Below are 25,056 nucleotides of genomic sequence, written 5' to 3'. Positions count from 1 at the left end.
CGGGGGTTTTATTTTATAGTTCCCGGCAAAGTAAGACCCAGACTACACTCGAAATAACTATCCATTCGACATGGACTGCACATGTGATGCGGCAATTGTCAGTCATTATTTTGTTCTGTCTGGCGCTGTGGGCTTCAACCGCAGCGGCAATCACGTTAACGCCAACAGAAAAGCTTTGGCTACAGCAGCACCCAACACTACGCCTCGGCATAGACGCCTCTTGGCCGCCGTTTGAATTCCGTGATGAACAAGGCAAGTATCGAGGTCTCGCCGCAAGCTACATCACCCACATCGAGCAAACCCTCAAGGTCAAAGTCAAACCCATTGAACCGCGCGAATGGAGTGCAGTGCTCACGCTCGCCAAGGCCGGTGATATCGACTTACTGCCGGGCATCATGTCGACACCCGAACGGCAAACCTACCTAGCCTTTACTCGCCCTTATCTTGATTTCCCCATCGTCATTTTGGCGCGCAAAGACGGGCCTCAACCCCGTAACCTCAAAGCGCTTTACGGATTAAAGGTTGCCGTCGTCAAAGACTACGCACCACACGAGCTACTGCGCGATAACAACCCAGATCTAAACTTGCTGCCCCTGCCCTCGGTTGATGCCGCCCTGCAAGCCCTGAGCACTGGCCGTGCAGATGCACTGGTCGGTGACCTTGCCTCCAGCGTCTGGCGTTTGCGTCAACTTAAGCTGGAGGGCGTATCGATAAGTGGTGAGACCCCCTATCGCTACCAATTAGCGATGGCGACACCGTCTAAAAACCATGTATTAGTCGGCATACTCGACAAAGTTTTTGACGACATGAGCAGTGAGCAAATCGATGAATTGCAAGAGCCGTGGATTGGCGGGGTCATAGATAGCCGCGACCATTGGCGTGAGTTGCTGATCTACGGACTACCGTTTCTAGTGGCTCTGCTCGCTATATTGTTAAGTGTCGTAATCAGTAACCGGCGCCTGAATTCCGAAGCCAGCAGACGACGCCTGGTCGAGCAAGAATTACGTACAAGTGAACATCACTATCGCGGCCTGGTTGAAAACTTGTCGGCAATCACCTGGGAATCAACCGCAGACTCATTCTGCTACACCTACGTCTCCTCCCATGCAGAAAAGCTCTTGGGCTACCCGCTCGACAACTGGAAAAAATCAGGTTTTTGGCAAAGTATTTTGCACCCTGAGGACGCAGCCGAAACCATAAGTTTCACCACAACAGAGACCGCTGCTGGCCGCGATCACAGTCTCGACTATCGCATGCTGGCCAAGGATGGTCATATCGTTTGGGTGCGCGACATCGTCACCCTTAGCCAGCAAAACGACAGGCTCACGTTGCGCGGCCTGATGATCGATATCAGCGAAGCCAAAGGCACAGAGCAAGCATTGCGCCTGTCCAAACAGAAGTTTATTTCGGTGTTCCAACAGTGCCCAGACATCATGGTCATTGCCGACCGTAAGGCTGGCACCCTGCTCGAAGTAAACCAGGCTTTTGAACAACAATTTGCAATCCGTATAGACGAGGCAATTGGTAAAACCCCACATGAACTGAATATCTGGGGCGAGCCCGACGCGGACCGAACATTTCAGAAAAAAATGGCAAATGGCTCACTGCGCAATCTTGAGTTGCCTTTTCGCCGCAGTAGCGGCGAGCTGTTTACCGGTTTGATCTCAGCCGAAGCACTTAATCACGCGGACAACAGCACGCTGGTCATCGTCATCCGCGACATCAGCATAATACGTAGCACTCAACACCTGCTTGAACTGTCCGAGGAAAAATTCGCTAAAGCATTCCACGCATCTCCAGATGGCATGCTGATTACCCGCGCAGAAGATGGCGTGCTGCTTGATGCCAACGAGGGGTTCACCCACATAACCGGGTTCAATGCAAAACAAGTATTAAATCGCTCAACCTTGGAGCTCGGGCTTTGGAGCAACCCCAAACAACGCACCTATATACTGCAGCAGCTACAGAGCCACGGCAGCATACGGGACTACACCGCCGCGATTAGAACAAGCACTGGCGCTGTGCGTATTTGCGAACTTTCAGCCCAGCTCATGACCATAGGCAACCAGGCCTGCCTGCTCACCATCGCCCGCGATGTGACGGACAGGCAAGTCATGCAGGAAAAACTACTGCAAGCCGCCACGGTATTTGAAAGCACTGCAGAAGGCGTGATGATCACCGACACCAATCAACACATCACCGCAATTAACCGCGCCTTCACCGAAATCACCGGATTTAGCGAACTTGAAACACTGGGCAACCACGCCAGCATGCTGTCTTCGGGCCTGCATGATCGCAAGTTCTACACTGAAATGTGGCAGCAACTAACCCGCAACGGTCATTGGCAGGGTGAGATCTGGAACAAACGTAAAACCGGTGAATTGTTCCCAGAATGGCTGACCATAAGCGCCGTACGAAACAGCCTTAATGAAATAACCCATTATGTGGGTGTGTTTGCTGACATCACCCCACTGAAACAAGCGCAAGCAAAACTCGACCACCAAGCCCACCACGACTCTTTAACCGGCCTGCCTAATCGGCTGCTGTTTGAAACGCGCCTGCAGGCCGAGCTTGAAAAATGCCATGCCAGCGACCGACATGGCGCGGTACTGTTTATGGACCTGGACCGCTTCAAGCACATCAACGACAGCCTCGGCCACCCGATTGGTGACCAACTACTTAAAAGTATTGCCGAGCGACTCAAGCTTCAATTAAGCGAACAGGACACCGTGGCGCGGCTCGGTGGCGACGAATTCATCATCCTTTTACCTGAACTGCAGACCCGCGACCAAGCGGCGAAAACGGCCGAAAGGCTGCTCGCCTGCTTCAACCAGGCATTCATCGTTGAGCAGCATCAATTCTTCATAAGTGCCAGCATCGGTCTCAGCCTCTACCCCGATGACGCGCAAGATGTCGCCTCGCTAATCAAAAATGCCGACGCGGCCATGTACCAATCCAAAGCCAAAGGCCGCAATCGCTTAGAGCTATACACCCCAGAGCTCACCTCGATTGCCACCGAACGCATGAACCTTGAAATCGGCTTGCGCCATGCGCTGGAGCACAACCAGTTGCACGTGGTCTACCAACCTAAATTCAGCCTGAACAACAACCAATTGATCGGCGCCGAGGCACTGGTTCGCTGGACGCACCCAGAGCTGGGCGAAATCCAACCAAGCCGTTTTATACCGATAGCCGAAGAGTGCGGCTTGATTCTGCCGTTGGGCCGTTGGATGCTGGAGCAATCGTGCAAACAGATGGCCAACTGGCAAGCGACGCATGCTCCATTCGGGGCAATCGCAGTCAACCTCGCAGGCGTTCAACTGCGCCAGCCCGACTTGATCGAAATGATCACAGCATTACTCAAGCGCTATAACTTGGCGCCTGACCTATTGCAGCTGGAGATCACCGAAAGCTTCATCATGAATCAGACAGAGGACGCTCTCGGTACACTTCACCACCTCAAAGACCTCGGCCTACAACTGGCAATCGATGATTTTGGCACCGGCTACTCATCGCTGAGTTACCTAAAACGATTGCCGCTAGACACACTAAAAATCGACCAGTCATTCGTACGTGGCTTACCGCAAAACCCCCATGACGCGGCAATCGCCCGCGCCATCATCGCCTTGGGCAAAAGCCTGCAGCTCACGGTAATTGCAGAAGGTGTCGAGACCAAAGCCCAGGCGCAATTTTTAGCCGAAGCCGGTTGCGAGCAAATACAGGGCTTTTTTATCAATCGGCCCCTGGATGCCAAACTTTTTGCAGATAAATTCCTCCAACCGAAGCGATCAGTTGGCATGACACGGAAGGCGCCGGTATAATCCGCCAGCTTCTGAGGGCCCATAGCTCAGTTGGTTAGAGCAGAGGACTCATAATCCTTTGGTCCACGGTTCGAGTCCGTGTGGGCCCACCATCTTTAAAGCCGCGCACTGCGCGGCTTTTGTCTTTCTGAATACGGACACATGGACCTTTCACAGGTACCAACGTCCACAATTCGTCCACATCAGTAAACTCGGGTGAGGTATTTCCTTAAAACCCAGCCCTCAATCACATACTCGTCACGCTCTAACGACACTTCCAGTCAGTCAGGGACATCACTACTCACAACGGCAACAGCCAGCTCTTTGGGCAACTGAGTGATTACTTCTGACTTCATTCCAGGCTCCGATCGAAGCCTCACATGACCTCATCCCGCGCCAACGCTAAGGCGCAGTCATGCGCTTAGTCACGCTCGCTAATTTGTAGCCCTTAAGCCACAAATAATGACTAATAAATTCATTTCGTAGCCCGAAAGCCACAAATCAAGTTCAGCATCTCTTGCGTTAATGTAGCCCATGAGCTACATTTTCCGGTATTACATCTATTTTTGACGCCCAAGGGCTACAAATGACCTCTCTCTACGATGTTTCGGAAATGCTGAAACAGGCGCGTGGTGATGCGAAGCTGAGCCAAGAAGCCTTGGCTAGCCGTGCCGGTGTCTCACGCACAACGGTAGCCCGAATGGAAACATTGGCCAAAGGCGATATGAGCGTCTCGGTGCTGGTTCGCCTGCTCGAAGCAGCAGGCTATGACTTGAAACTGGTCAAGGCAGGACACCAGCGCACGGTCGAAGACATCCTCGACGAGCAACGATCTGGGAGAAGCTGAGCATGATTCTCGACGTTCACGTCAGCTCCAGGCTAGTGGCCAAACTCTACCGGGAGCGCGATGAGTACGTGCTGAAATATCTTCCAACAACAGCACCGGAAGACTTTGTCAGCCTAACGATGCCTGTTCGTGAACAAGCATGGCGCTGGCCCCGCGATTTGTTTCCTTTTTTTCGGCAAAACCTTCCAGAGGGCTATTTGCTGGGCGTTATCCGCGAGGAATTCGGCCCGCTGCTCGATGGCACCGACCTGTCGCTGCTGGGCGTGGTGGGAGGCTCCGGCATCGGCAGAGTTTCGGTCACGCCTGAAGGCATTCAGCCTGGCGTCGAGATGGCACCGCTTGAGATAAGTCATCTGCTCAAGGCGGAAAACACCACTGACCGGTTCGCCGCACTGGTACGGCAATATGCTCGGGTAGCCGTGTCGGGGGTCGTGCCAAAATTCATTGCCACCGACACCGCCGAACCTCGGGAGCCACTAGGCAAACCTACCCTGCGCACCGGCTTTCACATCATCAAAGGCTCCGACGACACGACCCCGTTTCTAGGCTTCAACGAGTTCTACACCATGCGCGTGCTGGAGCGGCTTAACGTCGTGCCGGTCGCAGCATGTCGTATGTCTGAGGATGGCAAAATCCTGGTAGTGGATCGCTTCGATGTGGACGAGCAAGGCATCGCGCGCTGCGGAGTCGAAGACGCTTGTGGACTTCTAGGTTTGCCGCCACATGAAAAGTACAACCCCACCACCGAACGGGTGTGGAATGCCACACGAGCCTATATCCCCGCCAACCGTCTCCAAACGCAACGCGAGCACTTCGGCTGGCAGTTGCTGACCAACTATGTGGTGCGCAATGCCGACTGTCACTCGAAGAACATCGCGCTGTTTTACACCTCGCGTGCTGACGTGGCCTTTACCCCGATTTATGACCTGGTGACCACTCAGGCCTACCCGCGCTTCGCCAGCAACCCTCCTGGCCTGTCCGTGGGCGGAAGACAAACCTGGACACCGGGTCGGTCGCTGGAAACCTTTTTCAAAGCTGTCTTAGGTATTCCACCGCGCCAGTATGCCGCCATGGTCGAGCAACTCTGCGAATCCACCGTAGAGGTCGGTAACGAAGTTATCGAAGCATCGAAAAATGAGCCCGCCTGGCGCGATGTGGCCAGACAGATGGTGCATGCTTGGAACGAGGGCATGGAGACATTGCGCAGCCCCAAAGCCGCTCCGCATTTCCGAGGCTTGGATACCGCCATCGAAGAAGCCGGTTTCTCAGGGCCGCGCAAACCAGAGCGCAGCCGTGAAGTGATTGGTCGCTCTGAACTGCTGGCAAAGAAGCACTGAAGCACATAAAGCAGGGACAGCTGTGAGGGGTCGGTGACTGAAGCACAAGAGCCAGGAAGCTTGTGAGCCGAATAGCCTGCACAATCGGCTCACCGAATGAGCCGATTAACGCCTTTTAATACTACCGTGCTATTACGCCAGATTCCGGTAAGGTCCAGATAACTATGGTGTACAGAAGATCAGGAAATGGACTTCACTCCCATCATCACGCAGCTCTGGGGCACGCTAGGCTGGCTGATTCCGCTAGCGTTTTTAGCGGCTCTGCTCAAGTCGCCTTGGTTTAAGGGCTACATCGGTGAGCAGCTGGTGCGACCATTTGCTCACCTGCAACTGGATAAGCAAACCTACCGCCGCCTGCACAACGTCACCCTCAACACACCCGACGGCACCACGCAGATCGATCACGTATTTCTCTCGCCTTTCGGCATCTTCGTGCTCGAAACCAAGAATATGAGCGGCTGGATCTTTGGCAGCGAAAAGCAGCCACAGTGGACGCAACAGATTTATAAAAAACGCTTCAAATTCCAAAACCCACTGCGCCAGAACTACAAACACCTCAAGGCGCTGGAAGCAACGCTCGACATCAGCCCAGAGCATCTGCACTCAGTCATTACCTTTGTCGGCGGCAGCACCTTCAAAACACCAATGCCCGCCAATGTCACCCAAGGCATCGGTTTTATTCGCTATATCAAATCATTCCAGCAGCCAGTGTTCAGCGAAGCTGAAGTCAACGCCATGCTGCACGCCCTACAAACCGGCCGCCGCGCCCCCACTCTCGCCACCCACCGCGAGCATGTGCAAAACCTTAAACGCCGTAGCGACCCGACAGCCGAGCGGCAATGCCCGAAATGCGGCAGCGCCCTGCTGGTCCGCACGCGAAAAACAGGAGCTAAGGCTGGAGAGCAGTTTTGGGGGTGTTCGGGGTTTCCTAAGTGTCGGACGATACAGAGTCTTTAGAGGAAGGCCGAAAGAGTTAATTGGGGTCCCCTATTACTCGTTCAATAATCTCAAGCAGCTTTACTGCTCAGCACAAAGCCCGGTAAATCTGGGCCTTGTGCTTTTGTTCTTGCGTTACACCAGCGGGCTAAAGGAAGGCTACGCCCAATTTCACTAGGCTTGCAGCACTTCTAGGCAACAGCCGAGCTCACGATCAGTCATTAAACATCGGCAGATAGCCCAACTCGACGAGTTTGGTGTCGTGCGTTCCAACGATGCGGAAGTGATCGTGGTTGCGCTCATCCATCACCTGCTCGAAGTTCACCATGATGGTTCCACGGCCTGGTATGTCGATGAGTTCTTTAGCCTCTGGAAAGTCTCCGCGTTTCAGCGTGTGGGGGCAGAAACCTATCCAGCCGATGGTTTGCCGGTCGGAGAACACTTGTTCTTTCAAGTAGTACTTGCGGGGGGCTATTACACCCCAATCGATCTCTGACCAAATGGAGACTGCTAGTCTTAACATATCAACCAATAAGGTCCTTGGGTCATCAAGCGCTGAAACCAAAGCACCGGCGTCCTCAAACTCAATACTGGATATGGATGGCATGTCGTGCGCGTCGTAATTAAAGGACAATCCGCCCTGAAGCGGGTTCTCCTGACCATTCCAGACGTACAGGCTTAGACAATTCGGATATTGATCATCAAACCCTTTTGACGCTTCGTTTGCTAGGCATTCAAAGTTTTCTACCACTTCACTTTCGAGCGCCTCCCGAAGAGAGGAACCTTTTAAATACCATTTGCTGAGAAGTGGGTGTAATCCACCTAAGCCTCTCAAATAGCGGTGAACCCTCGCCACCTGATCTTCACGTGACACTGATGCAATTGCTTGCTTATCAAATCGCATTCTGAACACGAATAAGCGAAAAGGACTTGTAATGCCTGCTCCTTAGACCAAAAGATCTGGATTGTCGCGGTAGTAGTCTTCCAGCTCCCGCTTTTCACGGTCACGCTCCTTCAGGTATTCCTCGTGATCTGAAGCTCCAGGCATGGGATTCCAAAAAGCTGTCAAATTGGCTAGTCCTAAACTCAGATACTTATCAGAACAATACTCATAGACGATGCGCTGGAGGAAATGCCACTCGACTCTAACCGGGGGAGTTGGCCTGGCTTTTGACGAGTGATTTCGTGCAGGTTCAATTAGTGTCTTTTCAACATTAGCCCACGGCTTCGGCAACCCAATAATAGGTATGAACATAAACTCGTAGTTCGCCTTAGCCTCAAGTAGAGTGCAGCGCAACTCGTCGAACCCATCCCACCAAGTTGCGTTCCAACTCCACTCAAAAGGAAAGGGAAACCCTGTTACCCAGGCCTGATAGCTCGCAGCCTGTTTAGACATCGAGTGCCCTTTTCCATTGTTGGGCGCCAACATTGTGCCCTCAGCAGGTTGACAATCGATACAGTCCTTATCCTTTTTGCTATCACAGTTGCGTGTACGTTCTTGAGCCTTGTCTGCCGTTCGGGTTTGCGGGACAGCAATTGGCCTAGGTACGGGCCTTGCAGGTGACCGCGGTAACGTTTCCGGGATGGGCCGAGGTGCAGGTCGCGCCAGAGGCATTGGCAGTCGTGGTGGCAGTGGACGCGATAGAGGTAGGCTTGGGGCTATTCGAGGGGCAACTCTAACGCCCATAGCCGCTCCCGGACTTGCCAGTGAAGCTCCCGCGGCGCCGATCGCAATAAATAGGGGTCGCAATAAATAGGGGTCAGACCACGTTTAAATAAATAGGGGTCAGACCACGTTTTACAGAAAATACACCGAGGCCTTGCCCTCTCTGTTTACTCCGGCGCAACTTCAAATATTAATGTATAGGGGTACGCTGAAAAAGGCCGCTTTACCGAACTACAGGCCTGCAAGCCTCATGGTTACTGGGCTGTGTGTTTCGTAGCAGGACCTTTTCATACATCCTTAGTCAAACGTCTGCATAAACGGTGCAGCACTCTGCCTGATCGCCGCGACGACATGCAGTGCCCGTTCGCATAACTCGGTCGAACGGGCCAGCACCAGCTCCAGCGCGCTCAACTGCCCGCGAATCACTTCCTCTGGCCGCGCCACATTACAGACCTGAGCGAAATCCAACAGCCCTTGGCGAGACGCAAACAGTGACTTATTGCCAACAAGCTCCAGCGCTAATACGTCTTCTGGAATGTAGGCCGTGGTGTTGACGATATCGTAGGCAGGTGCCAGCCGCGCATCGCGCTGGATAGGATCGGAATAAAGCAGCCCGAAGTTCTTCAGGTGGGCGTCGCCGTTACCGACGATACAACTCAAGCTCACGATGGCAAATAATTGTGCCAACGAACTCTGAACCTGATCGGCCGGGCAGAACAGACGGATGGCCTTGGCGATGGCTGAATAGCTTTTGCTGTACTTCTGTTCTGCTCCCAAGCCCATCAATGCCGCCATGTCTTCAAAGCCGATTGGATTGAGCTGCGCATCCCGGTCAAAGCGGCGCATGACAAAGAGCTTGGCGTTGTCGGAGAGATAGAACTCCGGCACCGCAATCCCCGCTTCCTTGGCCACTGACATGCAAAGGAACTCATTGATCGCCACCCCCGGAAACTCATCTCGGCCGCTCTTAATGATCAGGTCAGAGGTTTTAGAGGTGAAACGCTGCGGCGCGGAGTCCTGGTACTCAGGCACCAACACTTTGGGCTGCACGCCCGATATACCGGCGCGCAGGATGTAGCGATCCACTAGGTTGGCAAAAATATCTTCAGCGCCGTCCCACGCGAGGATTTCTTCCAGCTTCTCTCCGGGGAACTGTTGCCGCCGCAACAACGCATCGATCTCTGGCGAGCTAACCGTCACCCGCCCAATAGGCGAACTACTGCCAGACAAAGCCAGCAGAAACACCGGGTCAACCTTCGCAACCTTGGCCAAGCGGTTGCGCAACTGCTCCAAAACGTAGCCTTCGGGCAGGTTCATTTGGAAGATCGGATGCAGTTCCCGGTGGCGGTATTCATCCAGGCGCATCGGCATTAGCAAACTTATCGCTGTTTGCGCAATGGCGTCTTCGTGGTAACGGAACAAATAGTCGCTGGCGCTGGTAACAATTTTTCCGCTGTCGCCTTGCGGCGTCGCAACCTGCAGCACGGTCCTCATCAGTCGAATACTCCGTGGATTTCATCCAGCGTGGGCATGGCCGCTGGTACCACGCTGAGCTCACAGTCCAGGGCTGCCAGCACTCGCGCATAGGCCAGCATCCCAACAGAGAGGTCACCCTTTTCAATGGCGATGACCTTTTGCCGGGTGATATTGGCTAAAGAAGCAAGCACGGCCTGAGTGTGACCGCGATTGAGGCGGCGCTGCCGAATCTGCTCGCCAAGTCGCTGTGTGATAAGGGAGTGATCCATGTTCTGTATACGTAACAAATGATATTAAATGTAACGTATACCTAACTTATCGAAAAATCAAAGCGAATTGGCTACTCAAACCTAAGAACCGACGCTACGCGGCGATTAGATATGTCAGGACTGACGCAGGCCAAGCTTGGGCCCCCATTGATCCAACGCAAGCGTCGTTGCACTTATGGTGTGATTTCCAAGGACAGAGGTGGTGGTTGATAGGTAAAATCGCCGGCTTTGTTAAAAAGCTGGAGATGTACACTTGGCTATTCACTACTCGCCCTCCCCTGATGCCGTTGCTTGCGGTCGTACTGGCGCAAGCCTTAGCAGCACTGAGGAAAAGGCGCAGGTTTCATGCAAGCTTTGCTTGCGCACCATCGAGAAAGAAGCAGCGCCAGCCGTTGTCAATCGCTCACCGAGCCTTGCCGAATTGCGCGCTGCGGCCAAAGCCGCGAAGGCTGCACCCGTAACCGCAACGCCTAAAACGAGCCACAGTGTTCGTAGTGCCTGGCGTCAGAAGCTAGAGCAAATCCCAGGTCGCAATCGCTTGCCGCGTGGCGCCGCCAAACAGACATTCGTCTAAGCAACCACCAAGGGACAGATTTATTAACGCGCTGCAAATGGCACGCGCGGAATAAATCTGTCCACGTCTGAGCATGCTGCTCAACAGACAGTTTGCGCAACAAAAGGACAGATCGCGCAGCCATTTTGCGCGGAACAATTTCTGTAACATAGGTTAACAACTGAGTACCGATAGTAGGCCGGACAAGCCAATGCCCTAGGAGGCTACTCAGTGTTTCACCGCATTCTGTTTTCCCTGTCCGTTCTTAGTTTGTCCATTTCCAGTGCACAGGCTGCCAGCACAAACACACTCGATACCCCACGACTGGCAAGCGCGGATAACTTCCGCGATGTCGCAGGCAATACCACGGCGTACACCACGAGCAACAATGGGGTCATGCGTGGTGGCGTGTTTTATCGTTCAAACCAACTGACGGTTTCGCCTAAAGATCTTGCGACTCTTGATACCTTGAACATCAGTAACGTTTTCGACCTGCGCACGCCCGAAGAGATTGCATCGGCTCCGGACCTTCTTCCTGATGGCGCCAGCTACACCACCTTCGATGTTACCGGCCAAGCCTTTACCAACATCAACTTCACCTCTGCGGACCAAAGCATTGCGATGATGGAGGCAGGGGAACGTGAGTTCGTCACCGACCCAAATGTGCGCTCAGAGTTTGGCAACCTGATGCGCGCATTAGCCAGCAGCGAGGACGCAGCGGTATTTCACTGCACAGCGGGTAAAGATCGCACCGGCTGGACAGCCGCGGTGCTGCAAAGCCTGGCCGGGGTTGATGAAGAAACGATTATGGCCGATTACCTGTCGACCAACGCCTACACCGCTGAACGCGTGGCGGCGACCTTGGATCAGTTGAACGCCATTTCTCCGGACATGGCTGCCGCCTATGAGCCGCTTCTGGGCGTACAGGCAAGCTTTCTGCAAGCGGGTCTAGACCAGGTTGAGGCCACTTATGGCAGCATGGATAACTACCTCAAAGAAGGCCTTGGTTTAGATCAGGAAACCATTTATGTGCTGCGTGGCAAGATGGTTCGTTATGCCACGCTACCGGGTCAACAGTATTTCAGCGGCAACGATGCAGCTGGTGCCTCCTTGCTCAATGCCTTGCAGGACACCAGCCTTGCGGGCACCTATAGCGCCTATAACTTTTACCTGCAATCGGCTATTGATGCTGGCAGCTTAGGCGGTCTGGAATCCCAGGTCGGTGGTCAGGTACATGCCGATGCCAGTGCCTATTTGCTCCGCCAGGCATCGCTAATCGAGGATGCATTGAGCCCCTATGCAGCAGGAGTCAATCTCAAAGCTGGAGAATCCTCGCTGTGGATGACGGGCTTAGCTGGTTACCTTGGCACTGACGGCTCCCGCAGCACCGCCAGCAGTAACGAACACACCAAAGGCGCGGTGGTCGGTGGCGTTCATCGCTTCAATGAGCGCACCAGCGCTAACGTCGCCTTTGGCTACAACAAGGGCAGCATTGGCAGTGCCGGTGGCGATGTAAACACCGATTCAACCTTTATCAGCGCGGGCAGTCGCTATGCCTTCGACAGCCTCGAAAGCGGTGCCTATCTGAGCGTTCAAGTTAATGCGGGTTACATCGACTACAGCAGCAAGCGCGATCTGACTGGCGGCCTCGGAACGGCAAAGGGTGACACCCATGGCAGCTTCTATGGAGCCAAAGGCAGCTTGGGTTATCGCATGACACGTGGGTCTCTGCTCATTGAGCCTGAAATTGGCTTGCGCACCAGCTATGTGCAACTCGATGGTTTCAAGGAAAAAGGCAGTGAACTGGCGCTGGACGTAGACAGCACCAACCGGAGCCTAAACAGCGTGGTAGCCGGGGTAAAACTTGGCTTCGAGTCGCGCTTGGTTGCTGATTGGCGCGTGACGCCCGGCTTGCAGCTGGGCTATGAACACATGCTCAATGACCCGAAGGTTAAAAGCTCGGCCAGCGTATTAGGGCTGGGCATTGATCAGGATTCGGCTTTCGACTCAGACAACATGATCAAAGCAGGGTTGAACATCAGCGCATCGCACCAGGCCCTGACGCTGGGTGCCGACTTTAATGTGCTTTCTGGCGATGAAAGCAGTGGTCTGAGTGGTCAGATCAACGCGAGCATTGCCTTCTAAACCGCTATCACGCCGCACACCCAGTCTCGAATAGAAGCTGGGGGTGCGGCGAACCTATGTGCAAATACGCCTGCGCAGACCGTTCTTTACATCCAGCGGGCTTTGCCCAAAGGCACTCTGAAAGTACTGACTAAAACGCCCCACATTGGTAAAGCCCAAACACAGGGCAATCTCAGCGATGGAGCGCGAAGGGTCCTGAACAATAGCGCTATGGGCTCGTTCCAAGCGTACTTGTCTCTGGTAGGCCGCAATTGAAGTGCCCATAAAACGGCGAAACCCATCTTGCAAGGCGCGCAAGCTGACATTGGTCAGCTCAGCCAGTTGAGTGCCGCTGACCGACGCTTCTGGGTGCTCCTGAATAAACTCAACAGCCAACTTCACGTGACGCGGCGCTATAAGCGGCCCCTTGCGTTGCAGCAAGTCAGTGTAATTGTGTGGCCAGCTCTCCAGCACAGCATCCACCAACATCTCTTGAATACGCATCGGCATCAGGGCACTGGAGTTGATCAAAGCGTCAGCATCAGCGCCAGTAGCAAACTCCAGCAATGACCTGACGCCCGCAAATGCAGGCAGGTTTAAATCCACCATCGGATGAAACCTGACACTGTTTAAAATGGGTTTACCCAAGAGCGTAGAAAGCCGCTCGGCAAATAGCCCCCGGCGAATGGAAAAACCATATTGTTCATGGCTGTCGATAAACCGTGTTGAGCGCAGATCAGCTTTGTCCATGGCAATGCCAACACTGGGAACACCGACCATATCGCTGGCCTGGTTGAACATGATCTTGCCTGCGATGGGCAGCACAAAAGTTATTTCATCGTTAACCGGCGGCAGCTCGATCGTAAAGTTTCCGCGGTAAATCATATGGCGAAAACTAACCCCGTCATAGCGGCCATATACGCCAGCGATATTAATGCGCTTGTCCAAACGGGGTAAGTTGGCATAGACGGTGCCAAACATCATTGAGGACAGCTGCATGAAGTCATCAGCTTTCATGTCATCAGACCTGATTATCACTTTTCTGCGGGTGTCACCGGCCGTCATAGTAAATTCCTATTCGATCATTAAGTCCGACAAAGAAGACAAATAATGACGTCGAAACCCATCACCCACAGCAGTCCGCCTGCCAACTTATGTCGATAACGTTACAAACAGATGACGCACCTTGGTATGAAGACAGTCCACTCAGCCGGGCCTGAAGATGACTGTTCATCGCGGCACAACAATTCCCATTCAATTTTTCAGCCAAGCGACCGATAAGGTATCCGACGCGCTAGTAATCTGCCTTTGGCGCTGTACGAGGATTTGCCTAATGTTGCTTAAACTGAAAACCAAAGTGGTGCTGCTCGCACTGATACCTGTACTGCTCTTTGCCTTGGTCATTAGTGGCGCGGCCGGCTGGGTGTTGCAAAACCTGGCCACCGAAGAGCTCAAGGAAACGCGCGAGCGCCTGCTACAGGAAAGCCGCAAGGAACTGCAGCATTACTCGCAAATCGCACTGGGTTCGGTGCAGACGCTGTATGACAACGCAGCGCCGGGCGATATGGCTAGCCGTGAGCAGGCCATCGCCATTCTGTCGAAGATCAAGTACGGCAAAGACGGCTACTTCTTCGGCCATGACTCCAATGTGGTTCGCCTGTTTCGGGGTGACAGCCCAGTGGATGTCGGCAAGAATCTGAACGACCGACGCGACTCCAACGGCGTGTACATCAATCGCGAATTGGTGAGGGTCGCCAAGGACAATACCTACTACGTGAATTACAGCTCGCCATTGCCGACTGATGACTCAGTGATGGTGCCGAAAATGGCTTACAGCTATTACCTGCCAAAGTGGGACATGGCGCTGGGCACGGCAATTAATCTGGACGGTGTCGAGGCGCAAATCGCCAAGGTGCAGGTTGCAATTGATCAGCGCATCAGCACCATCATCAGCAGCATCGTGGTGATCGCGATTGTGTTGTTGGTCGTGTTCGGCATTGCCGGTGTGGTGTTGAGCAACACCTTCCTGCGCCCTCTGCAGCAGATCAAGGACAACCTCGATGACATCGCCGCCGGTGAAGGTGACCTAACCCGTCGCCTGCCCATTAATGGCGACGACGAGCTGGGCCAACTGGCCGGTTCGTTCAACCGCTTTGTCGAGAAGATTCATGGCATGGTTAGCCAGATGGTTGACGTGACGGGCCAACTGACCGAGCTGGTCGGCCAGGTATCGGCACAAGCCCAGCGCTCGGAAGATGCCATGGAGCGCCAGCGCCACGAGACCGATCAGGTTGCCACCGCGATCAACGAGATGTCGGCAGCAGCGCAAGAAGTTGCACAAAGCGCTCAAGGTGCAGCAGAGGCTGCGCAGAAGACTGACACCGAAGGCCAGGCCGCGAAAAAAGTGGTCGATGGCAGTATCGAGCGTATTCACACTCTGGTGCAGGATATTCGTGACAGCGGTGTATCGCTTGATACCCTGCAAAAGGATGTGACCTCGATTGTCGGCGTACTGGATGTGATCCGCTCAATCGCTGAACAGACCAACTTGCTCGCCCTCAACGCCGCTATCGAAGCCGCACGTGCTGGTGAAGCCGGTCGCGGATTTGCCGTCGTCGCCGATGAAGTCCGTGCACTGGCCAGTCGCACTCAGCAGAGCACCCAAGAGATTCAAGGCATGATCGATCGCTTGCAGAAGGGTACGCAAGCTGCGGTCACCTCGATGCAGCGCTCCAGCGATGCCGGTGATGTAACCCGCGAGCAAGCCAACCACGCGGGTACTTCGCTCGACGCGATTGCGCAGCTGATCGGCACCATCAATGCGATGAACGCGCAGATCGCCAGCGCAGCAGAAGAGCAAACCGCAGTGGCTGAAGAGATCAACCGTAGCGTGCACAAGATTGCTGTGGCAGTCGACAGCGTGGCGGATGAAACCCAGCAAGGCGCACACACTGCACGCAACTTGGCAGGCCTTGGTGATCGTTTGGGCTCACTGGTTGGTCAGTTCCGTATCTAAGGCTATAGCAGCTTAGACCTCGGGCAAACCCTGCTGCGAAAACAGCAAAAAAAGGGGGCAGATTAATTTCTGCCCCCTTTTTATTACGCAGATCGTTTCACAGCAGCTGCATCGCTAGGCGTCCGGCAACGGTACTGAAGTCGCTTGCCCTCGTCCTTCTCCATGCGACTTTTCCAAGCAAACTGCCAAGCCGTTACGCGGGCTCCGCACTGTCGCTCCCTCGGCCTTCACCCAATGCCGTTTTGGGCTTTTGCGCAGGCGCGGCATACCAGTTTTCGCGCGGGACCAGTTTGGCGTCTTGCGGGTCACTTAAATAATGCGGCGACATAATGGCTACGCCGTACTCGTTGAAGACATCCTGAATATTGGCATGCAACACGCTGAGCAATTGCGCACGAGGGCGTGGCTCACTGGGGATGGCCTGTGCGACCAGGCGATACTCAGGATAGAAGTCTGAGAGCGCAGTCTGGAACACTTGCGGCGCAGGCTCGTTGATGATCCCGTCAGTGCGCTTAGCCGCTTCAAGCAGCATGGCTTCGACTTGGCGCCACGGCGTGTCATAGCCGATGGTGACCACCGTATCGACCACATAGCCACTGCCATTGACCGTGCGCGAGTAGTTCTTGGTCACGCCGCCAGTGATCATCGCATTAGGAATCGTCAGCACCTCACCCAGGCCTGTACGGATGGTTGTGGTGAACATGCCCAACTCGGTAACCGTGCCTTCGTGGCCGCCTACGTTGACGAACTCCCCCGGACGCAAGGTCCGCGAGTACGTCAGTATCAGCCCCGCTGCAGCTTGACCCACCACGCTCGATGCGCCGAGGGAGATCATCAAACCGACCAACACCGATAAGCCCTTGAACGCATCAGTGCCTGCGCCCGGCAAGTAGGGATAAGCCATGGCTAAAGCAAACAGCCAGATCGCGATAGATGTCAGGCGCATCGTTGGCTGCAGCGTTTCTCCACTCAGCCAAGTGATAGTACCTGGACGCGCCATGCGCATCAGCAAACTACGGGTAAACCCGATGATGCCGCGTGCCATAAAGAAAATGGCAACAGCAACCGCCAACCCAGGCAGCGCACTGATCACACCCTCAAGCAGGTAACCGGCCATGTTCAGCAGGTAAATATTAAGGCTCTCACCCCACGGCCGGGTATACGGGAACCGCGAAAGCACAAAGCCCAGCCACTGATAGCTGAACAAAAACACCAACGCCCAATACAACAGCCACAACAGGCGGTCGACCACGTAATAAATGTTTTTGATATCAATCAGCGGTGTGTGACCGACTTTAAGCGTACTGATATGGCGCTGCATGAGTCGCGGCAACTGGCTGACCAGTTTGCGCCGGACCCAGCTCACGCCACGCAACAAGATAAAATAGATCAGTGTGGCAACGAGGCTGAAGCCTGCGGCCATGAGCATAAAGTTCACATTTCGTGTTTGCTGCGTTTCGGCAACCACGAGGCGTAGTTTTTCCGCGGCAATCTCGGCGGTATTACGCGTGGAGCTGTCCGTGGTGTCGATATCTCCCGGTGAAATAATAAACGCTCGTCGCTGACCAAGCAGGACGATGTAGCTATTCAGCACGGATTCAACCCTGACCTCTAACGCTTCATTGCTATCCAGTGCTTCATCAATAATCGCACGCGCGCGGCTGACACGTTGCTCAGGTGTTTCGCTGAGCAGCGTTGCACGCAATACGACAATGCTTCTATTAGCAATCTTCAACTCTGCTGGCACGCCCTCGGCAATCATTGCCGTGTCAGCAGCAGACGCCACATTTAACCAACTCGACCACAGAACACAGCAACAAACAGCTATCCACAGGTTGGCTGCAACGCGCATTACTGACTCCCCATCGTACGGACTGCCACAACGTTGTGGCCCCGCCATCAAACCACTGTAGTTGAGCCCTTAGAGGCTCGGTATCAAAGCGAGCGGAGAACGTGCAACGAACAACATGTACAACTACAACCCAATGAACTGACCCTATTCGCTCCTAGGGTCAGCATCAGCGAAACACAGAGACAGCACAGTATTTCGGGCGCTGTTATAACGCTGTGCATGCGGCACAGCAATGGCCTCCAGAAATAATGTCAGCTAAAGATTCTGCTTGGCGTAAGCGTAGCCCAAGCAAAGCTTGGATGAAGGTCTGTCCAGGCAACCTTGCACCTCATCGACAACCCGGCAAGCGGGCATATAAGCACTTCAATGTCGCCCCCTAAACGGCCCGTAAAAGCGAACGATTGAGCAGATCGACGTGGCGCGAATTGTCAAATACATGGCAGCTGAGGCCAATCTTTAGAACGCGCTAGGTTCCAGAATCAGTCCTATCCAAATGATGATGCAGGAAAGCTGTAAGGATTGAAGTTCGACGGATTCGACACAGCTGATCTGCGTCTTCTCGACAAAACAGTCACAGCCAACGCTGTCGATTAGCCAAAAATAATAACGAGGAAATTGATATGGCCCTGCCTGACACCTTTACCCATCAAGATGAGCTACTCACCATCTCGAGCAACGCTCAACCTTTTCTTGATGGCCTGCTGCATCCCGGCATCAGCGTAGCGCCATTGTTTCTCGATACGCACAACGGAGTGTGGTGCCTGCGCGTTAAATTCAAGCCGGGCGTGACCTTGCCAATCCACTATCACACCGGTGTTGTGCATCTCTACACTCTGTCCGGTTGCTGGTACTACACCGAATACCCGGATCAGAAACAAACTGCGGGCAGCTACCTGTTCGAACCGGGAGGATCGATTCACCAATTCAATGTTCCAGCAGACAACACCGAAGACACTGACACCTTCATGATTGTTTTCGGGGCAAACGTTAATTTCAGCGAAACAGGCGAATACATCAACATGATGGACGCTGGCCTGATCAAAGCCTGGGTTGACCAAGCGATTAAACAGCAGCCGGGCGCTGAAGATGTTCGTTACATCAGCAGCCCAGCCCCAAATTTCACCAAGGCCTGAACTTCGCAATGCGGCACGCCCTGTAAAGCCACCTGAAAACGCCTATTGAATGTCACGCTTGCACTCGATCATTCTCCAGGCGTTTTTTATTGCCTGAGCAAAAGGTTTAGCTTTGTTCGCGCCGGTGTTGATCACTTTCGTTCGGCTGTCTGCCAAGTAAATACGCTTGCGGGTACATATCAGTCAGCCATAAAACCAACCTCAGGCTCTCATCAAACTTTTGATTTGCCGGATAAAAGCATCGGCATAGTGATCTACAGCCCAGGCGGTAATATAGTGGCGTTATAGGCACCCAAGGCCCATAGTAACTAGCAGTTACTGACAGAAACCTGCCATTGAACCAATGACTGCATTAATAAGAACCACATCGCTCACTGGCTACCCCCAACTCATTAGAGAGCTTGGCGGCGATCCCGATCAAATGCTCAAACGCTTCAATATCGACCCGCAATTGCTCAACAGCAGCTCGGCGGTAATTTCTTATCGCGCCATGGTCAACTTGCTGGAGTACTCGGCGGAGCAATTGCAATGTGCAGATTTCGGCCTACAGCTTGCCGAGCGGCAAAACATGATGATTCTTGGGCCTATCGCAGTGATCGCTCAGAACTCATCAACCGTTGGCGGGGCATTGCATGAGATCGCAAAATTTCTACATGTATACAGCCCGGGGATTTCACTTGAGATCGATCTCAAAACCGACCCAGCGCACCCCCAACTGCTACTCGAAGTCCACATACCCGGCCTGAATCGACTTCGGCAAATAACCGAGCTGGCCCTTTGCATCGCACACAAGACCCTGCAAATGCTTTTTGGCAGTAACTTCCGCGCCGACTCAGTCATGCTGCGCACCACCACAGACTTGCCGCAAGCACGCTATCAACGCTTCTTTGGCGCGCACGCCTACTTCGGCCAAGCCTGTAACGCACTGGTTCTGCGGCCTGAACACTTAAGCAAAGCAATTGATCAACATAATCAAGAGCTGCACGACACGCTTATCGAGTACGTCAGTGCAATCAGCGATGCCAACCCTCTGGACATCTGCAACCAGGTGGAACAACTGATTCTGCGCTTGCTGCCAACACAGCGCTGCAGCCTGCCATTGATTGCAGAACGGCTCGGAATGCGCGAACGCTCGCTGCAACGTCGATTGTCGGAGCGCAATCTATTGTTCGAAGACCTGGTTGACCGAACCCGCATGGAATTGGCAGACCGCTACCTGATTGAAGCCCATATGCCAATGGCTCAAGTGGCCGGTTTACTCGGTTACGCAGAGCAAAGCTCGTTCAATCGCGCCTGCAAGCGCTGGCATGCGAAATCGCCCAAAGAGCGACGCAAACAGCTACGTCTGAGTGAGCTATAAACAACTCAAGCTGGGCACACACGGAAAACGTGCACCTGCTTTGTAGATGCGGTGGGAACGTGCAGCAGGCTTTGCGCAGTGCAGAAATGTCAGGCTGAGACGCATTGGAGAAGCAGATAAATCTGCGGCGCGATCGCGCTAGACATACAAGCGAAATTCACAACGAATGTCGTATCGCCTGTAATACCTCAAACAAGCAGGGACATCAGTGGTTGCTTAGGACATCAGCGATGCTAACGCTATAAGTAACAGGTTTCTCAGCTTGGACTTCTGCTTTGATAATCCAAACGCTACTCAGAAGTACGGCAACAAGCGACAGTGCAATCAGGCAATTGCTCATGGTGTGGATCTCCCTCTTAGGGATTTAGTTTTTATTTGACCTAAATAATCGCACTCCCTTTATCGTGTTAATTGTCATTTGATGACATTGAATTGGCATTTAACGTCAGGTTTTGACTCGCTCACCCGCTATTGCAACGCGTCAGCAGCCATTGAAGCGCGTCAGCAGCCAAGCACTTCAAGGCATTGCCGTGGTCTGCTGAAATTTTCCAACCCGTTCATGCGCTTGCCTTTAAAATGGCGTGGATCTTTCAGACCGTGATGATTTATGAACTCTGCCGCGCTAACAACTCTCAACAACCATCTGAGCGAAGCCCTGAACACAGCCCCAGCTGAAACACGGCGGCTGTTTCATGGCCGTGGCCGCCTATGGGCTGGGCTTGAACATGTCACCGTCGACTGGCTACAAGGGGTGTTATTGGTGTCGCTGTTTCGCGAGCCGCAAGCGGCTGAACTCGAAGCACTCAAGCAGATGCTGGTGACGCTGACTCAATCGACGCCATGGCAGGTCAGCAAGGCGCAAAGCCTGTTGTTACAACACCGCTACTTGCCAGATAGCAGCATGGAAGTGCTTCACGGCGAAATGGTTGATGAGTGCGTAATCAGTGAAGACGGCCTGCGCTACCAACTCGACCTCGGCAAAAAACAAAACAACGGCCTGTTTCTCGATATGCGTTACGGCCGCCAATGGGTGCGCGAGCACGCACAGGGCAAACGCGTGTTGAACCTGTTTGCCTACACCTGCGGTTTTTCCCTGGCCGCAATCGCCGGTGGCGCTGAGCATGTGGTCAACCTGGACATGGCGCGTGCGGCCTTGAGTCGTGGCCGCGACAACCACCGTTTGAACCAGCATGACATGAGCCGAGTTAGCTTCTTGGGTCATGAGTTGTTCAAGTCATGGGGCAAAGTTAGCAAGCTCGGCCCATATGACTTGATCATTATCGATCCGCCGTCGTTTCAGAAAGGCAGCTTTGCTTTGAGTAAGGATTACCAGCGAATCATTCGCCGCCTACCGGCACTGCTGACCGAGCAAGGCGTGGTGCTGGCCTGCGTTAATGATCCGGATGTGGGTCCACAATTTTTGATTGAGGGTATGGCTAACGATGCGCCGAGTCTGCGCTTCGAGCAACGCCTGGAAAATCCGCCGGAGTTCGCCGACATCGACCCCAACAGTGGCTTGAAGGCACTGGTATTTAGCCTTGCACCAGACACTGAATAGGCCCAGCGCACCATTGCCCAATGGAATCGCTAGACGTTTGCACTGCTGACCAAATCAGCTTGCTCCCCAACCCTATCCGCAGTTACCAACTGGTTGCGCCCCTGTTGTTTGCCGTAATACAAACGCCGGTCAGCGCAACGATAAAGCTCGTCAACACTGCGTCCATCGCTTGGCCATTCAGCGACACCAAAGGTTGCCGAGAGAGGGATCTGCTGGTTGCCGTATTGCAAAGGCGAAGTGGCAAGCTGCATGCGCAAATCTTCAATCAAGGGTTTGGCCCCCTTGAGGTCGGTATCTCGCAGCAACAAACCAAACTCCTCACCGCCCAGACGGCCCATGCTGTCAGTGACTCGCAAGCGCTCCAAAATCGATGAGCACAGGTGTTGCAAAGCCATATCACCGGCAACATGTCCCCATTCATCATTAACCTGCTTGAAGTGATCAACATCCAAGATCACCAGGACAATGGCCAGGTTGCTGCGCTCAGCTTCGTGAATACTGCGTTCCAACGCTTGCTGAAAGCAGCCTCGGCTATCGACACCGGTCAATGCATCCGTCTGCGCCAATCGCTCAAGCTGACGATAGGCTTGTGCGCGCAAGGTTTCATAGATGTGCACAAAGGCAATGGTCAGCAGGCCACAGAGTATTGCGTTACCCAGGTCAATCAAACCACTGGCATCAAGCGTGTAGCGGTGTTGCTGAAAGTACAATAGCGTCGACACCACCATAAAAGGCACCGAGACCAAAAAACCTCGAGCCCGCCCCAGTAATAGATAACTGAGCAATGGAATCATGTAGATCCACACGAACGCAGTCGCCGAGGCTTGCGGCATGATTATGATGTAGACCAGGAAACATGCAGTCGGCAGTACGTAAAGGTAAACCCATGGGGTCAGGTCTCGCACATAAACGATACGCCAGCCGCCGAGCACCAGCAGTACCGATGCGCAGGCTTCGAATAGGGCGAACAGATGATTGCCAGAGAGAAATTGCAGCAGCGCAAAGCCGCTTAACGTAACCCCAGTCGCGACCAGAATGACGCGCATCATCTTACGCTTGCTAGCGTCTTCGATTCCCGAAGCAATTAGCTCGTCATTTATGCGTTGCTGGGGGCGCAACAGTGACATTTTTTATCCTGACCGCTTGGGTGACTTTGATCAATGTATAGCACCGTGATGGCACCTTAGAAATCAATTGCCACTATCAGAATCGAGCCTTTGATAGCCCCATGTGCAGCGACACATACGCTGCAGGGCTCTAAGCACTGGCTGCCGTCGTTGCATCCACCACCGCGCTTGTGAAGGTCAGAAACGCGGCAGTCGATCATTGCAATTTAAACTGCATAGCCAAGTACACGTGGTAACCATAGTGCAATTTCTGGGAATACGGCGACCAACACCAGCGCACTGCCCATCACCAACACGAATAACAGCGCCCAACCGACAGTTTGCTCAAGACGTATCTTGGCAACTTCGGCCGTCACCATCAGATTGATCGCAACGGGTGGGGTGAACTGACCGATAGCAATATTCATCGCCAACAAAATGCCGAACCACACCGGGTTCCAGCCAAAGTGCTGCATAACTGGAATCAGGATTGGCATCAGAATCAAGTAGATGGATATCGCATCGAGCAACATCCCCGCGAGCAGTACTGCAACCATCACCAGTATCAGCAACACCGTGCTGTTGTCTGATAACGAGATCAACCACTCAGCCAAATGGCGGAATGTGCCGAGCATGGTCCCGGCCCACGCGAATATCCCAGCCAGGGCGATAATCAACATCACCACACCCGAGATCATCGCCGCTTCGCCACAGAGCTTCCACAAACTGCGCAAGTCGAGATCACGGGTTATAAACAGGCCAATCGCCACGCCATAAGCCACACCAACAACGGCGGCTTCAGTCGGAGTGAACAGCCCGCTGCGCAAGCCACCGAGAATAATGACCGGGGCAAATAAAGCGGGCAGCGCTTGTTTGAAACTCGCCCACACCGGTGGACGCTCTGCGCTGTCAGGCGACTCCCAACCATAGTGGCGCGACAGCAGCCATGCAGGCAGCAGCAACACCAAGCCAGCGATGATTCCCGGAAACAGGCCCGCTGCGAACAGCGCGCGCAGATCAACGCCCGGCACCACGATTGAATAAAGAATCAAGGCAATCGAGGGCGGGATCAGAATCGCAGTCGAGGCGGACGCCGCAATCAGCGTCGCAGAGAAGGGTTTCGGATAACCGGCCTTGGTCATGCTCGGCAACATTACCATCGCGACCGCAGCAGCATCCGCCGGACCCGAGCCGCTCATGCCGCCCATGATCAAACAAACCAGAATCGCGACCAGCGCCAAGCCACCATGCCGAGGCCCGATCAGCGCTTGGGCAAAGCGAACCAAACGCAAGGCCACACCCGCTTTCTCGAACACCAGACCGGTGAGGATAAACAACGGAATCGCAATCAACGGGTATTTAGCAACACCGTTGTAGGTATTGGTGCCCAGAGTTGCCAGCATATCTGGTGACAGACCGACAATAATGCCAATGGCGCCCGAAAGCCCCAAGGCAAATGCAACCGGGACACCGAGCACCAGTAAGCCGATAAAGCTCACAATCAACCACATATCAGGGCTCATCGCTGAGTCTCCCGCGCAGTCGATCAAGGCTCATCTGGGTCAGTCGAAAGACCATGAACAGCGCCAACACTGGCAGCCAGACCACATACCACCAATTCGGCAGGCCCAAGCCCGGTGATTCAGAATCCCATTGGTATTCCTCTAGCGCGAATTGACCGCCGTACCAGACGATCAACCCCAGCACCGTCATCGCTGCCAGCCACTGCAGGAAGATCAGTGGCGTGCGCAGGCGCGGGAACATGCGTTCAAGCATGCCAATGCGAATGTGACGATTACGCCGTAGCGCCGCAGACGCACCGGCAAAGGTCAGGATAACCAGCAAAAACACCGAAAACTCTTCAGTGAATGCAAAGGATGCATTGGTGAAATAACGCACCACCACGTTAGCCAGGCTGATCAAACTGATGATCACCAGCGCCAGCGTCGCCAGCGCACGCTCTATGCGTGCGTCCGGTTGTTTATTCATAAAAACCTCAAACTACCCGCAAGGTTGAAGGCCT

At 53.8% G+C, this 25,056-nt stretch carries 19 protein-coding genes, 1 tRNA gene and 1 pseudogene; 12 read left to right on the top strand and 9 right to left on the bottom strand.

Annotated features, from left to right (window positions below; all coding sequences use genetic code 11):
* The first annotated feature begins 86 nt into the window (after positions 1-86).
* The 5 genes from B9K09_RS02830 to B9K09_RS02810 all read left to right on the top strand — a co-directional run bounded on the left by B9K09_RS02830 (position 87) and on the right by B9K09_RS02810 (position 6,941).
* Positions 87-3,821 carry a bifunctional diguanylate cyclase/phosphodiesterase gene (locus B9K09_RS02830; protein WP_087515429.1) on the top strand — a complete coding sequence of 1,245 codons (3,735 nt, stop codon included), beginning with the start codon at positions 87-89 and terminating at the stop codon, positions 3,819-3,821.
* Positions 3,822-3,836: 15 nt separating this feature from the next.
* Positions 3,837-3,913 (top strand) — tRNA-Ile (locus B9K09_RS02825).
* 473 nt (positions 3,914-4,386) lie between these two features.
* A complete protein-coding gene (locus B9K09_RS02820) occupies positions 4,387-4,647 on the top strand; it encodes a helix-turn-helix transcriptional regulator (RefSeq protein ID WP_087515428.1) in 261 nt (86 codons plus the stop codon).
* Between the two features lie 2 nt (positions 4,648-4,649).
* On the top strand, positions 4,650-5,984 hold the full coding sequence (locus B9K09_RS02815) for a type II toxin-antitoxin system HipA family toxin (protein WP_087515427.1): 1,335 nt from the start codon (positions 4,650-4,652) through the stop codon (positions 5,982-5,984).
* Between the two features lie 186 nt (positions 5,985-6,170).
* The gene (locus B9K09_RS02810) at positions 6,171-6,941 is read left to right on the top strand and encodes a nuclease-related domain-containing protein (RefSeq protein ID WP_087515426.1); all 771 of its coding nucleotides are present in this window, start codon (positions 6,171-6,173) and stop codon (positions 6,939-6,941) included.
* Between the two features lie 193 nt (positions 6,942-7,134).
* Here B9K09_RS02810 and B9K09_RS02805 read toward each other — a convergent pair whose 3' ends face one another.
* From B9K09_RS02805 to B9K09_RS02790, 4 genes are all read right to left on the bottom strand, one after another.
* On the bottom strand, positions 7,135-7,794 hold the full coding sequence (locus B9K09_RS02805) for an Imm52 family immunity protein (RefSeq protein WP_256574200.1): 660 nt from the start codon (positions 7,792-7,794) through the stop codon (positions 7,135-7,137).
* A 72-nt stretch (positions 7,795-7,866) separates the two neighbouring features.
* On the bottom strand, positions 7,867-8,349 hold the full coding sequence (locus tag B9K09_RS22745; RefSeq protein ID WP_305882904.1) for a restriction endonuclease fold toxin 5 domain-containing protein: 483 nt from the start codon (positions 8,347-8,349) through the stop codon (positions 7,867-7,869).
* Positions 8,350-8,883: 534 nt separating this feature from the next.
* On the bottom strand, positions 8,884-10,080 hold the full coding sequence (locus B9K09_RS02795) for a type II toxin-antitoxin system HipA family toxin (protein ID WP_087515424.1): 1,197 nt from the start codon (positions 10,078-10,080) through the stop codon (positions 8,884-8,886).
* Positions 10,080-10,331, bottom strand: coding sequence for a helix-turn-helix transcriptional regulator (locus tag B9K09_RS02790; RefSeq protein WP_087515423.1), 252 nt, complete (start codon positions 10,329-10,331; stop codon positions 10,080-10,082). Before B9K09_RS02790 ends, B9K09_RS02795 begins: the two co-directional genes overlap by 1 nt.
* Before the next feature lie 253 nt (positions 10,332-10,584).
* On the opposite strand from B9K09_RS02790, the gene B9K09_RS02785 reads away from it, so the two are divergent.
* Positions 10,585-10,905 carry a hypothetical protein gene (locus tag B9K09_RS02785; RefSeq protein WP_087515422.1) on the top strand — a complete coding sequence of 107 codons (321 nt, stop codon included), beginning with the start codon at positions 10,585-10,587 and terminating at the stop codon, positions 10,903-10,905.
* Between the two features lie 210 nt (positions 10,906-11,115).
* Positions 11,116-13,029, top strand: a complete 1,914-nt coding sequence (locus B9K09_RS02780) for a tyrosine-protein phosphatase (protein ID WP_087515421.1) — start codon at positions 11,116-11,118, stop codon at positions 13,027-13,029.
* 54 nt (positions 13,030-13,083) lie between these two features.
* Here the strand turns inward: B9K09_RS02780 and B9K09_RS02775 are convergent, their stop codons facing one another.
* Positions 13,084-14,025 carry an AraC family transcriptional regulator gene (locus B9K09_RS02775; RefSeq protein ID WP_087518954.1) on the bottom strand — a complete coding sequence of 314 codons (942 nt, stop codon included), beginning with the start codon at positions 14,023-14,025 and terminating at the stop codon, positions 13,084-13,086.
* A gap of 205 nt (positions 14,026-14,230) precedes the next feature.
* On the opposite strand from B9K09_RS02775, the pseudogene B9K09_RS22910 reads away from it, so the two are divergent.
* Together B9K09_RS22910 and B9K09_RS22905 are read left to right on the top strand one after the other, a co-directional pair.
* Positions 14,231-15,118, top strand: a pseudogene (locus tag B9K09_RS22910) (cache domain-containing protein); the annotation flags it as partial.
* Between the two features lie 63 nt (positions 15,119-15,181).
* Positions 15,182-16,024 (top strand): methyl-accepting chemotaxis protein, encoded by an 843-nt coding sequence (locus tag B9K09_RS22905; protein ID WP_371917444.1) that lies wholly within the window; start codon positions 15,182-15,184, stop codon positions 16,022-16,024.
* Between the two features lie 193 nt (positions 16,025-16,217).
* On the opposite strand, the gene B9K09_RS02765 is transcribed toward B9K09_RS22905, so the two are convergent.
* Positions 16,218-17,876, bottom strand: coding sequence for a mechanosensitive ion channel family protein (locus B9K09_RS02765; protein ID WP_087515419.1), 1,659 nt, complete (start codon positions 17,874-17,876; stop codon positions 16,218-16,220).
* 620 nt (positions 17,877-18,496) lie between these two features.
* Between B9K09_RS02765 and B9K09_RS02760 the strand changes: the two genes are divergently transcribed.
* From B9K09_RS02760 to B9K09_RS02750, 3 genes are all read left to right on the top strand, one after another.
* Positions 18,497-19,009 carry a 2,4'-dihydroxyacetophenone dioxygenase family protein gene (locus B9K09_RS02760; protein ID WP_087515418.1) on the top strand — a complete coding sequence of 171 codons (513 nt, stop codon included), beginning with the start codon at positions 18,497-18,499 and terminating at the stop codon, positions 19,007-19,009.
* Between the two features lie 343 nt (positions 19,010-19,352).
* A complete protein-coding gene (locus B9K09_RS02755; RefSeq protein WP_087515417.1) occupies positions 19,353-20,369 on the top strand; it encodes an AraC family transcriptional regulator in 1,017 nt (338 codons plus the stop codon).
* 607 nt (positions 20,370-20,976) lie between these two features.
* Positions 20,977-21,927 carry a class I SAM-dependent methyltransferase gene (locus B9K09_RS02750; RefSeq protein ID WP_087515416.1) on the top strand — a complete coding sequence of 317 codons (951 nt, stop codon included), beginning with the start codon at positions 20,977-20,979 and terminating at the stop codon, positions 21,925-21,927.
* 29 nt (positions 21,928-21,956) lie between these two features.
* On the opposite strand, the gene B9K09_RS02745 is transcribed toward B9K09_RS02750, so the two are convergent.
* From B9K09_RS02745 to B9K09_RS02735, 3 genes are all read right to left on the bottom strand, one after another.
* On the bottom strand, positions 21,957-23,054 hold the full coding sequence (locus tag B9K09_RS02745; RefSeq protein WP_087515415.1) for a GGDEF domain-containing protein: 1,098 nt from the start codon (positions 23,052-23,054) through the stop codon (positions 21,957-21,959).
* A gap of 206 nt (positions 23,055-23,260) precedes the next feature.
* A complete protein-coding gene (locus B9K09_RS02740) occupies positions 23,261-24,556 on the bottom strand; it encodes a TRAP transporter large permease (RefSeq protein WP_087515414.1) in 1,296 nt (431 codons plus the stop codon).
* Positions 24,546-25,022, bottom strand: a complete 477-nt coding sequence (locus B9K09_RS02735) for a TRAP transporter small permease (protein ID WP_087515413.1) — start codon at positions 25,020-25,022, stop codon at positions 24,546-24,548. The genes B9K09_RS02740 and B9K09_RS02735 overlap by 11 nt, the downstream gene beginning before the upstream one ends.
* Positions 25,023-25,056 lie beyond the last annotated feature (34 nt).

Origin of the sequence: Pseudomonas sp. M30-35, assembly GCF_002163625.1 — a bacterium.
GTDB lineage: Bacteria > Pseudomonadota > Gammaproteobacteria > Pseudomonadales > Pseudomonadaceae > Aquipseudomonas.
Note: the sequence above shows the minus strand (reverse complement) of the source record. Positions and strands in the feature narration are given on the sequence as shown.